Origin of the sequence: Nostoc sp. CHAB 5836 (assembly GCF_020829445.1) — a bacterium.
Lineage (GTDB): Bacteria > Cyanobacteriota > Cyanobacteriia > Cyanobacteriales > Nostocaceae > Nostoc.
In genome coordinates, this window is record NZ_JAIVFV010000186.1 from 1 (window position 1) to 12,730 (window position 12,730).

The following is a 12,730-nucleotide window of genomic DNA, read 5'->3' on the forward strand; positions in this document are numbered from 1 at the left end:
AGCATTGAATTGTTGACTGGACGTAACCCATACATAATCTTCCCATGTTAGGTGATGAGGGAGATGAGGGAGATGAGGGAGATGAGGGAGATGAGGGAGATGAGGGAGATGAGGGAGATGAGGGAGAAATAACTAATGACTAATGACGAATGACGAATGACAAATGACAAATGACAAATGACTAATGACTAATGACTGATGACTGATGACTAATGACTAATGACTAATGACTAATGACTAATGACTAATGACTAATCTAAAATTTTCCAATGTCCTTTAATATCTCAGCTTGGTCGATCAAAAAACCTGTTCCCACCATAGTTTTATTTTTAATTTTGACGGTTGTGGGTTGGTTCTCCTTCATATCCTTGGGGATTGATATTAATCCAAATATTGATGTGCCAACAGTTTTGATCAAAGTCACCCAACCCGGTGCAGGCCCAGCAGAATTAGAATCCCAAGTAACGAAAAAAATTGAAGATGCGGTCGCCGGGTTGGGTAATATCGACTTTATGACTTCCACTGTCAGCGATGGGAATTCTCAGACCACAATCAATTTTGTTTTGGGTACAGATAGCGATCGCGCCACCAATGATGTGCGAAATGCGATCGCTCAAATTCGCCAAGACTTACCCCAAAATATCAACGACCCCGTTGTGGAACGCCTGGAATTTTCCGGCGGCCCGGTGATTACTTACGCAGTTAAATCAGATCAGCGTTCTGTAGAAGAATTAAGCAACCTCGTAGACCAAACCATTAGCCGCGCCTTATTAGGAGTCCGTGGTGTAGCCCAAATTCGGCGTGTGGGAGGGGTTGACCGAGAAATTCGCATTAATCTTAATCCCGATCGCTTACAATCTCTAGCGATCACCGCCACCCAGGTAAACGACCAAATCCGCGCCTTAAATATTAACTTACCTGGCGGACGTGCTGAAGTTGGTGGTAGTGAACAAAGTATCCGCACTTTAGGAAGTGCTAGCAGTGTGGATATTTTGAAAACCTACGAAATTCTCTTACCACAAGGTGGTTCCGTACCCTTATCCAGCCTGGGAACCATAGAAGATAAATTTGCCGACGTGCGTCAATCGGCCCGCTTGAATAATCAACCTACAGTAGCTTTCCAGGTGTTGCGCAGTACCGGCAGTGTTCTGGTGACAGTAGAACAAGGAGTGAAAGCAGCAATCCAAGAACTGGAAAAAACACTTCCTCCAGATGTCAAACTGGATTTAATTTTTACTAGAGCTGATATTGTTCGCCAATCCTACCGAAGCACCATTGACGAATTAATGCAAGCTTCGGTGCTGGCAGTCATCGTTATTTTAGTATTTTTGCGGGACTGGCGAGCAACATTAATTACGGCTGTTGCCTTACCCTTATCAATAATTCCCACCTTTGCAGTGCAGCAGGCCCTTGGTTACACCCTCAACAACATGACTTTGTTGGCATTAGCGCTGGCGGTGGGCAACTTGGTAGATGATGCCGTTGTGGAAATTGAAAACATGGAACGGCACATGACTATGGGCAAGTCAGCTTGGGAAGCTGCTTTTGACTCTTCTGACGAAGTGGGATTAGCAGTCATCGCAAGTGCAGCAACGATTATTGCGGTGTTTCTCCCCGTTGCCTTTATGGGTGGAATTCCGGGGCAATTTTTTCAACCATTTGGTGTTACCGTTGCCGTTTCCACAATTTTCTCAACTCTTGTGGCGCGGATGGTTACGCCCATGATGGGGGCGTATCTTTTAGAGGAGAAGGGGAGTGGGGGAACAGGGAGAGCAATAAAATTCTTTAATTTTAAATTTACACTTCCAGGTAGAAACCAGGAAAACAGAAAACCCACAACAGAAAAGCCTCGGCGCTTTCAACCTTATAAATCACTTTTACAGTGGGCGTTACGCCATAGATTGACAACAATGGCGATCGCCTTAGCTTTCTTCATTGCCAGTGTGATGCTAGTTCCGTTGATTCCCAAGGGTTTCGTTGATGATGGCGATTTTGGAATTTCCAACGTATCTATAGAACTACCTCCTGGTTCCACATTAGAAGACGTGAACAAAGTAGTCACGCAAGCGACTGACATCATTCGGCAAAACCCAGTAGTTGAACGTGTACTAGCCACAGAAGAAATCAATTCTGCAAACCTTGCCATTAATCTCAAACCCAAAGAAGAAAGAAATATTTCCCAAAAACAGTTTGAGGAACAAGTGCGCCCTTCCTTTGGGCAAATACCAGGAGCGAGAATTAGTTTCCAAAGTCAATCACCAGGTGGTAGTAGTAAAGATTTATCAATTGTGCTCAGGAGTGAAAATCCCCAAGCATTGAATCAAGCTGCTGATGCTCTAGAAAAGCAGATGCGATCCATAGGCGGATTAGTAGAAGTGTCTTCTAGTGCAAGTTTAGTTAAACCAGAGATTTTGGTAATTCCCAACCCTCAACGAGCCGCAGATTTGGGCGTGACAGTGCAAGCGATCGCTCGGACTGCTTCCCTTGCCACCATCGGCGATAATGAGGCCAACTTGGCAAAATTTAATTTGAGCGATCGCCAAATCCCCATTCGTGTCCAAATCGACCCGAAAGCGCGGACTGACATCAACACAATTACAAATCTGCAAGTCCCCAGTCAAAATGGTCGATTGGTTCCCCTTGTAGCAGTCGCAGATATCCGCTTTGGTAGCGGCCCTGCTACCATCAACCGCTACGATCGCGCCCGTCAAGTTGCAGTAGAAGCCAATTTGCAAGGAATTTCTTTGGGAGAGGCTGTACAAACAATCAACAAACTACCTGTGATGCAAAACTTGCCCCCAGGGGTAGTACAACAACCCTCTGGTAGCGCCAAAATTATGCAAGACATTTTTAGTCGCTTTGGCGGAGCATTAGGGCTGGCATTAATGTGTATCTATGGAATTCTAGTCCTGCTGTATAACAACTTCCTCCATCCATTATCGATTATGGCAGCGTTGCCCTTTTGTTTAGGCGGTACATTGGTAGCGTTGATGGTTGCTCAAAAACCCTTGGGAATATATGCCCTGATTGGTGTGGTGTTGCTGTTGGGAATCGTCACCAAAAATTCGATTCTGTTAGTTGACTACACAATCATCAACATGGAGCAAGGCAAAACCCAACGTCAGGCCCTCCTTGAATCGGGTGTGTCCCGTCTGCGCCCGATTTTAATGACTTCTCTCGCAACGATCGCAGGTACTTTACCTTTAGCATTAGGAATTGGCGCCGGTTCTGAAGTTCGCCAACCAATGGGAATTGCCATTATGGGCGGTTTCACAACTTCCACTCTGTTGACACTGGTGGTAGTGCCAGTGATATTTAGCTACATTGACAACTTCCAAACTTGGATTAAAGATAAATTGCACTAAGTAGAGCGACGCAAATAAAGCTAACTGGCTAAAGCTGTCATTTGTCATTTGTCCTTGGTCATTTATAAGGGTTTAAGGTGTATTTACGTTTCGTAATATAGCTTGGTTTATTCTTGCGACTTACTTATGGCGTTGGTAAGCAACCATCGCGCCCATAAGGAGTGCTGGGCCCATAGGTGTACTTAACGTGAAACCCAAGCAAGGAATGATTACAATACTGCTCGGTTAAGCCCAAAAACCTTAACCCGTGTAGGTTGGGTTGAGGAACGAAACCCAACATTTGGGGGGCTTTGTTGGGTTTCGCAGAGCCTCAACCCAACCTACGATTTTTCTTAACCGAGCAGTATTGGGAATGATTAAGAGTTCACTCACTTCCCATCACGATCCGCGTCACCCCACCCCGGTTTTGTCTAAAGCCAAAACCTCCCCTCCCCGTGAACGGGGAGGGGATTGAGGGGTGGGGTAAAATGACTAGACATCTGGTTAAAATGAATGTAGAGACGTAGCAGTGCTACGTCTCTACAAGGGTTTCAGGCAACGCATAATTAATTTCTGGAGATGTCTACTGTTGGCGTCTCCCCTTCGTTGTGCATCTGGCGTGTGGGGTGCAATGACTGTGGGAATCATAACTAATGATGCGGACATGATATGAGGGAAAAGATTTAAGCAAAATTGGGATGCTTCCGACAAACTTGTTCATAACTTTTACCAGCGATATCCCAAGTAAATTCTGTTTCTACCAGTTGTCTGCCGTTGTGAGATAATTCTGAACGCAGATGTGGATGATCAAATAGTTGACTGATAGCGGTGACGTACTCTGTGGGTTTATTCGCTCGTAATGCCCGTAGTGTATAACTAGCACCATCGACAGCTAATCCTTCTAAGCCGCGATCGCTAGCTACTATGGGTACACCAGCTGCCATTGCCTCTAAAGTTTTATTTTTAATCCCAAACCCAGTTCGCATGGGTACAACACAAATGGTGGCTTGATGTAAATATTCTACCATCGAAGGCACACGCCCAATCACATTAACTCCTGGTTTTTGAGCAAGTGCTAAAACTTCTAGTACTGGATGAGAACCGACAATATCGAAAGTTGTATCGGGATACAATTTTTGGATTTCTGGCAATACTTCCTTGCTGAAAAAGCAGACAGCATCAATATTTGCTAAATTATCCATTGCACCAATAAAAATTAAGCAATGTCCTCCTGGATCGTTACTACGGTTGGGGAAAGAAACTAAGTCTACACCATTGGGAATAACTGTAATTTCACTATTGGGGTTAAACTCTTGTAGTTGAATTTTATCTTCTTCTGTTGTTGTGACAATTGCCGAAAATTTAGCACAGTAACTTTGCTCATAACGACGCAAAAGTGGCAGATTAATTTGGTCTCTGAGGGAATTTTCCGAAATGCCGGTTGCTAGTTGGTTCCGACAGGTAGCGTAAACGGAACTATGAACATTAACTATGGTTTTTAGCTGTTGGTGAAAATGCGATTGTATATAAATTTCATTGACGCTATGTTCACAGGTAATTACATCACATTTTCCCGCTTCCACCCAATTATTAACCCATGTTTGCATTGCAATTGAGTAGCGGTTGAGTACGCTTGGCGGTGTGCCCTGTTGCAAAAATCTACCAAATCGCTGTATCTTCTCGAATATGCCAGTCCTTTGAGAATCTGGCGGACGTTCAAAAATGGCTAGATGATCCACACAATCGCGTAATCCTGCGATTTCTGCGTCGGTAACATCGCTGTCGCGTTGAGTTGCGAGGGTAACAGTATGGCGTTGACTCAGGTATTTGAGTAAATTAAATGTCCTAACTTGGGTTCCCCCGCGTGTTGGTGGGTAGGGAAAGGTGGAAGATAGCATTAAAATGTTCATATAAATGACGAGTCAAATGTGATATATGTACACCATGACCTAATTAGAGGCTGTATGTCATTAGTAGCCTCCTTTAAAAAGGCGAAAGTGTACACACAAGTTTAATCTCAATACCTGTGAAGAATTGTTTTAAATACTGGAACTTACAACTGTTTGGAGTATTTGTAAATGAACACTGTTATGAAGTTTAAATTCACTCTTTCACAAAGTTTAATGACTCTTTTAGCTAGTGCTACAGTTTTGCTTATAAGCCCCACTAATCAGGCTTTTGCGATACCTGAAGCTTGTAATGGGAGTTCGCGAATACCAACTTTAGGTAATTGGAGTGGTTCCACAGCTATGGCAGCCTTAAATGGTAGGCTGTATATCACCCAAGGTCAGGGATTGTGGCGTGCTAACCCCTGTGATGGGAGTTGGATAAGACTAGGAACAGGTAATTGGAGTGGTTCCACAGCTATGGCAGCCTTAAATGGTAGGCTGTATATCACCCAAGGTCAGGGATTATGGCGTGCTAACCCCAATGATGGGAGTTGGATAAGACTAGGAACAGGGGATTGGAGTGGTTCTACAAGTATGACAGCCTTAAATGGCTGGCTATATATCACCCAAGGTCAGGGATTATGGCGTGTTAACCCCAATGATGGGAGTTGGACAAGAATATAGATTACAAAACCTCTGGCTTACTCCCAATACGATTCAAATAAGACTTGATCCAATACTTCTCGGTTAAGAACAAAAACAAGGTAAAGTGATAATTGTTCTCCAAGAACTGCGATGGGAAAAATTGCAATACGGTTCGGTTAGTGATATTTTGCCCCGGAAGATCCCCCCAACCCCCCGATAAATTGGGGGGCTAAAACCTTTCCCCCCTTTTTTTAAAGGGGTTGCCATAGGCGGAGAAATCTTAACCGAACCGTATTGCGATGTCTTTTATATCTAATCCTACATTCCGCACGCTCAACTGTCACAATCGGTTTTTACTGGTTTTTAGACATAAACAAAGCTACTGAATATACATAAAACCAGTAAAATAACTTAAATATGAAGATGCACGAGCATAATCTGCAACTACAACAATCACAAAAACTTAGTAATTACACTATCTGACACCCCAGGGTGCGGAAGGTGGGCTAATGACTACAGATCACAGCATAATCAAACCCAGTCTGACACCCACAGCAACAGCCTCAGTGCGGCTGGAGACACTGAGCTTTTGAAAAATGGATGAGAGATGAAATTTGACGGTATGCTCAGAAATATGCAAAAGTTTAGCGATCGCTTTATTTCCCAACCCTGACCCCAGCATTCCTAAAACTTCTATCTCCCGTGGTGTCAAGGTTTGTACAGGATTAGCTACCACTTTTTCTCGGATAGACAGTAATTCTACGGCATCGGGGTGCAGCACTACTAAACCAAAAGCGATCGCCTCCACAGCAGCGACAATTTCTGACTCTGTGCTATGACTGGGCAATATCCCCCGGATACCAGAACGTAATGCCGTCTCTAAGTCGATGCTGTCGAGTTCTTCAACAATGACGATCATTCCTAATGAGTATTGTTCCTCTTGAATGAGCAGCAATTTTTCCCACACCGATTGTTGAAGATTGCTGCTCAAATCTACCAGCACCACATCTGGTTGTAATTGCCCAACTTCCTTTGCCAATACATCCAAATCCGATGCACTACCTACAACCGTCAGCCGAGGATTGGTAGTTACCACGGCTGATAACCCTGCTCGTACTACAGGGGAAGTGGCAACTACCATCACTCGGATCATGTCGCCTCCACAGCAGTTTTCCCAGCTTGCACGGCAACATAAATTACTAATTGCTGCCCACCGCGTAGGAGTTGTAGCGGCACAGATCCTTTACTGTCATGAAGATATTTGGTTAAATCATTCATACTAGTGAATAATCGTCCTGAAACTCCAATTAAAACATCGCCTATTTGCACACCAGCAGTTTCTGCCGCACTGCCAGGTAGAATTGATAACACCAATAAACCCAAGCTACGCCTGCCTAAAAGCACGGGTTGCAGTGTAACTCCCAGCTGCGGGCGACTATTTCCCTGTAAAAAACCCTCAACGCTGTTGCTGGGAACTGCCACAGCCAAACCATTAACAATCATTGTATTAATTCCTACGACTCGACCGAGACAGTCGGCAAGCGGCCCTCCAGAATTTCCAGGATACAGCTGCAAATCAGCCATAACAGCCCGAGGATTATTTGCATAGATAATTCCAGTTGTCACAGCACCACTGTCAGCAAAGGGATTACCCACCGCCAAGACTAACTCACCCACTCGTAGCGCCTCAGAATTACCGATGTTTGCAGCAGTTAAATCAGTGGCGACAATTTTCAGGGCTGCTAAATCCTGCTGTGGATCAAATTGTGTACGCACCGCATCAAATACCCTTCCGTCTGCCAATTCCACAGTTGCGCGGTTGCTGGTTGCCACATGGGCATTAGTAATAATTAGTCCGTCAGGTTGCCAAATTACACCAGAACCGACTCCCAGAGAGCCGCTTTTCACTTTGACAGTGCGATGGCGTAGCGTAGCAGCTACCTCTGTCAATTCAGCAGCGATGTTAGTTAATGTTGTATTTGTCATGTTATGGGAATTACGAATTACAAAGGTCGTTCGCCAATTGCGATCGCTAACTCAATTAACACCCCACCCCGGACTACTTGCACCTTGACAGCTTTACCAATGCGATCGCTACTATTGAGCAGTGCCAGTACATCACCTGTATCACCCACAGTTACACCATCCAACGTCACCAAAACATCGCCAAGTAGCACACCTGCATTGTCAGCAGGCCCAGAAGGCTCAACATTGACAACAATTACTCCAGTTGCAGAACTTAAATTTAGAGCAGTTTTTAGGTTCTTTGGTAAGCGTACAGGTTGCATTCCCACACCCAAGTAGCCTTTGGAAATGCGTCCTTTGGCTACTAATTGGTCAACCACGCGATCGACTGTAGCAGTGGGAATAGTTAAAGCAGTACCACGCCGTCCCGATGTATTCATGCCTACTACAAAACCAGCAGCATCTACAAGGGGGCCACCTGCAAAACCAGAGTAAAGGGTAATGTCTGGGCGGATGAATTGGTCAATATTTCCGCCATTCATACTCCGCCAAGCACCGCTAACCACGCTGACCGCACCCATCGCCGCCCTTAAGTCACCTTCGCTACCTCTTGCCAGTCCTAGTACCAGATGACCAACTTTAAGCGTTTTGGCATCGCCAACTTTTGCCACAGGTATTTCTAGATTTTCTAGTTTAAAAACAGCTATATCAGTGCTAGAATCATGACCGATGAGTGTTACTGGTGCAGTACTACCATTTGATAAAGTGATGGTGATATCGTCATAGCGCTGGAGGGATTCATCAGAGGTAATAATGATGCCATTACGCCAGTGAATGCCGCTTGGAGAAAAGCGTGTACCCCCATTCACAGCAACCACAGCACTTCCAGCTTCTTCTACGGTGTCAGCTAAACTGTTGGACAAAGCCAGTAATGAAGACATAAAATTTTTCCGCAAAGGTTCTTAGATATTCAGATAGTGCCGTTTTCTGAACAGAGATGGCATTGGAAAAATGGGGAGAATTCATCCTAGAAAAATGGCTAGGATTGCTCGCCTTGTTTAGAGGATGTTTGAAAAGTCTAATTTATTACTCGCCGGGCGACTAGAAGTCGCGGCTATACAAACAAAACCTGCCTACGCAGGTTAAAAACCTTGATTTCGTGTTAGTCCACGCAGGTGGACTTAGTTTGTGTAGTAGCGAATTCTATTCGCCCAATACTTTTCAAACATCCTCTAAGCTCGACTTTATCCATTTTTTTCGCTACGTGAACGCTGAAGTTGAAACCTTTGTGGAACGGTAGTTTTAGTTTTTGAATTTTATGGATAACCTGTAGAGTGGAAAAAGTATTTGCTAAAAAGCCAGGGTTTTTGCCGCATAAAGAAAACTGAGTTCTTAATTTTGGATAAAGTCGAGCTTAGACGATGTTTTAAAAGTCCTCTGGTCGGTATGCTCAAAATAACGACGCTTAAGGATGACCAAGCCGATTTTCTACAACAACTTCCCCCTTCTTATTAATCTTCATCGGATTCTTGGGAAAAGCTTGATTATTCAAATAACGGATAAGTTTCACAGTCTGAAAACGCTGATCAACATAAGGGATTCCCTGCCGATCCATCCGCACGGGGATAATTTTACTTGATACCAAATCTCCCGCAGAGTTGAGTTTGATTTCTAAAATCATTGAGTCACCTGTTTGGGCATTTGTAGATAAAGTCTTATATCCCAAAAAGTTGCCTAAAGAATAGGCAATAATTTTTCCCTTATAAATTTCCATTGCTCTCGGAACGTGAGGGCCATGACCTAGCACTAAGTCTGCTCCTGCATCAATCATGTTTCGAGCAAACTTGATTGAATTACCTCGGTTTTCTCCATAAAAAAACTCTGTCTGGTTCTTAACGTGTAGCGCCCCCGTTCCTTCGGCTCCAGCGTGCATCGATACCACTACAATGTTGGCTTTATTTTTGGCTTCGGCTACGAGTGCTTTGGCTGCTCTTAAATTATGAATGGAATTATACATTTCATAAGGAGAAAACCCAACCATTGCTACAGGGATATTGTTAGCCTCCAGATAAAGAATTTGATTTTTATGACCTAATGTTGCAATGCCTACAGCCTCAAGATTTTTGATTGTATCTTTGAACCCTACCGAGCCAAAGTCCATTGCATGGTTATTCGCTATATTAAACACATTAAAACCAACCTTAGCAAATAGCTGGGCATATACAGGTGGAGAGCGAAATGCAAATACTTGTCCTCGACTAATATCTTTGGCAGTATAGGGATAATTAGTTAAGCTACTTTCAAAATTACCAAACAAGATATCAGATCCTTGCAAGTGAGTTCTCACTGACTTTGGTAATAATTGATCTCGAAAGGGAGGTAATCTATGGTTAGGGAAGTTAGTGCCGGGAATAATGTCTCCAACGGCTTTGATAGTAATAGTATTTTGAGAGGTTTGTTGTTTTGTTGTTGATGGCGTAAGTTCAGGAATAACTAATGGAAATCGCACAGGTTTAGTAGGTTTAATCGCAGCATTTAATCGCTGTGATTGCCCAAGCCGGATAATCACTCCTATACTAATACCCAGATATAAACAGATGCTGATAAAACTAAATGAGAATACTCGCCCCAGGTTGCGATTTACCATCGTTCACTCCTCACACGATGGCATCAGTTTATCCCAAAAATCTGTGCTGTTAGCGTATATTTTAGTGTTTTTTGAGAAATATGTGACTAAGTAGATAAGTAGGTTGGCGCAATTAAAGTTAACTGGCTAAGGCTGTCATTTGTCCTTTGTCATTGGTCATTAGTAAAGGTTTTAAGCTTATTTACGTTTCGTAACATACTTGACTTTTTTCGCGCCAACGTACTTAGTCAATCCAATACGGTTCGGTTAAGACTAAAAATAAAAATGTGTAGGTTGGGTTGAGCAATGCGTTACCCAACAAAGAGAAAGAAAATGTTGGGTTTCGTTCCTCAAACGCCACGTCCTTCTCCCTTGGCGCTAGCCTCTCCCTTTGGGAGAAGGGGAGACGCACTCGCGTTTGCGGTTCGTAAAAAAATTAGGTATTCTTCTGGCGGGAAGGGAGTACTAGCGGAAGGCGGAAGTCACCCATTCACGCATAATTGTATTCCAAACTCTTGCGGCATTTGAAATGGTATGTTTATTTACGCCGTGCTGTACTAGTGTACTAGTTGTTCAGTAATCTTTTTGAACGGAGAGGGGGGGATTCGAACCCCCGTTGAGTTTCCCCAAAACGCATTTCGAGTGCGTCACCATGAACCGCTCGGACACCTCTCCAGCTATTTATTCAGACATTTGAGTATCTATTCTAGATTCAAATGTCCTGAAGTAAGGCAAATTTTAGCATACTCCCTATAGTATTATAGCATTATCACTTTTTTTGCGTTACGCAATGCTTTAGGAACGCCAACGTCTAAGTAAGGTGTGTAGGCATGGAAAAACCCGCATTTCTTACAAGCTTTGCTCAGAGATCTTAATAAATAGAAAATATGGTTTTTTTGACCAACCTCTGAGACACTGTGAATCTTGGGTGGTGTTGGGTTAAAAAAGAAACATGAAAATCATCCAAATCATCACCAATTGGCTAGAAACCCGCGCCAGTGCGCCTGCATACGGCGGTTGGGTACTAGCAGCAACGGCTATTTGTTTTTTTGGCGCAGGTATCAATACGATGGCTGGTTGGCTATACGCCATTAGCGGCATTAGTTTTGCCCTTTTGGTTGTAGCAGCCATCTTACCGCCGCGATCGCTCACAAATCTATCTATCACTCGCCGTCCCATCCAGCCAGTGTCAGCAGGCAGCGATCTAACGGTGGAATTAGAAATCTGCAATCAGACACAGCAGCCTGTAAGCTTATTGCAAGTTGAAGATATACTACCCTTCGTCTTAGGAAAACCAGTACAAAAGGCAATCGAGACAATTCCTAGCCAAGGTAGTTACCGTTGGGTATATTACCATCCTACTGTGCGTCGGGGTGTTTATCGCTGGCACACAGTCGAACTGGGTTCTGGTGCGCCATTGGGCTTATTCTGGTGTCGGCGTCAGCGTGACTGTGCTGCTACAGCGATCGTCTATCCCACAGTGTTACCCTTGGCTACCTGCCCCCTAGTAGACGAAATGGGGCAAGAAGAGAGCAAAAGAGGCGATCCTCGTGGTAGACCGTTGCAGACAGCGACAACAGGGCTGGTGCGATCGCTCCGTCCCTACCGCATCGGAGACCCTACCCGTCTAATTCACTGGCGAACTAGCGCCCGCTATGGAGAATTAAGAGTGCGAGAGTTAGAAATGGTGACAGGTGGACAAGAAATAATTATTGCCCTTGACAGTCCTACCAAGTGGGAAGAAGAAAACTTTGAACAAGCAGTAATTGCCGCAGCATCGCTGTATTTTTATGCACATAAACAGCAGTTACAGGTGCAACTCTGGACAGCATCAACAGGTTTAATTAAAGGTGAGCGTTTTGTTTTAGAAACCTTAGCAGCAACCAGAGCATTAGAAGATGCCAGTTCAGTAGTTCCTAAAAGCCATCCTTTGATTTGGCTGACTCAAAACCCCCTGAGCCTTGCTACTCTTCCTCAAGGTAGTCGCTGGGTTTTGTGGCCGAATATTTCCTCACCAGCAGAACAAGGGGTAATCAATTGGGATCATCCTGGTATAGTTTTACAAAGCGATGTCTCCGACGGGCTACGCCTACGCCCACTGCAACCCCAGCTACAAAAAACATTAAATTCGTATTAAGTAGGGCTTGCTGAAAAAGAAAGAAAAGGTGACAGTATCTAAATTATCAGACTCTAGAAGTATATTCAGGTGCAAGACAAGGAGGTAAAATAGCCCAAAATACTTGCATCACAGTGGACAAAAG

Annotated in this window: 8 protein-coding genes and 1 tRNA gene; 3 read left to right on the plus strand and 6 right to left on the minus strand. The window is 44.1% G+C overall.

All coding sequences use genetic code 11. The features are described 5' to 3' along the window. Positions 1-269 precede the first annotated feature (269 nt). Positions 270-3,365, plus strand: a complete 3,096-nt coding sequence (locus LC605_RS26575; RefSeq protein WP_229550493.1) for an efflux RND transporter permease subunit — start codon at positions 270-272, stop codon at positions 3,363-3,365. Positions 3,366-4,027: 662 nt separating this feature from the next. On the opposite strand, the gene LC605_RS26580 is transcribed toward LC605_RS26575, so the two are convergent. After that, positions 4,028-5,254: a glycosyltransferase family 4 protein gene (locus tag LC605_RS26580; protein ID WP_229550494.1), complete on the minus strand. Its 1,227-nt coding sequence runs from the start codon at positions 5,252-5,254 to the stop codon at positions 4,028-4,030. A 168-nt stretch (positions 5,255-5,422) separates the two neighbouring features. Here LC605_RS26580 and LC605_RS26585 point away from each other — a divergent pair, with 168 nt between their 5' ends. Continuing rightward, complete coding sequence (locus tag LC605_RS26585; protein ID WP_229550495.1) at positions 5,423-5,917, plus strand: hypothetical protein; 495 nt, start codon at positions 5,423-5,425, stop codon at positions 5,915-5,917. 481 nt (positions 5,918-6,398) lie between these two features. Here LC605_RS26585 and LC605_RS26590 read toward each other — a convergent pair whose 3' ends face one another. The 5 genes from LC605_RS26590 to LC605_RS26610 form a co-directional block, all read right to left on the minus strand. Next, positions 6,399-7,031 carry a response regulator transcription factor gene (locus tag LC605_RS26590; protein ID WP_229550496.1) on the minus strand — a complete coding sequence of 211 codons (633 nt, stop codon included), beginning with the start codon at positions 7,029-7,031 and terminating at the stop codon, positions 6,399-6,401. After that, positions 7,028-7,864, minus strand: a complete 837-nt coding sequence (locus LC605_RS26595; RefSeq protein ID WP_229550497.1) for a S1C family serine protease — start codon at positions 7,862-7,864, stop codon at positions 7,028-7,030. Before LC605_RS26595 ends, LC605_RS26590 begins: the two co-directional genes overlap by 4 nt. 17 nt (positions 7,865-7,881) lie before the next feature. Then, positions 7,882-8,784: a S1C family serine protease gene (locus tag LC605_RS26600; protein WP_229550498.1), complete on the minus strand. Its 903-nt coding sequence runs from the start codon at positions 8,782-8,784 to the stop codon at positions 7,882-7,884. A gap of 524 nt (positions 8,785-9,308) precedes the next feature. Then, positions 9,309-10,490, minus strand: a complete 1,182-nt coding sequence (locus LC605_RS26605) for a CapA family protein (RefSeq protein WP_229550499.1) — start codon at positions 10,488-10,490, stop codon at positions 9,309-9,311. Positions 10,491-11,059: 569 nt separating this feature from the next. Further along, positions 11,060-11,144 (minus strand) — tRNA-Ser (locus tag LC605_RS26610). A gap of 277 nt (positions 11,145-11,421) precedes the next feature. On the opposite strand from LC605_RS26610, the gene LC605_RS26615 reads away from it, so the two are divergent. After that, the gene (locus tag LC605_RS26615) at positions 11,422-12,606 is read left to right on the plus strand and encodes a DUF58 domain-containing protein (RefSeq protein ID WP_229550500.1); all 1,185 of its coding nucleotides are present in this window, start codon (positions 11,422-11,424) and stop codon (positions 12,604-12,606) included. The last annotated feature ends 124 nt before the right edge of the window (positions 12,607-12,730 follow it).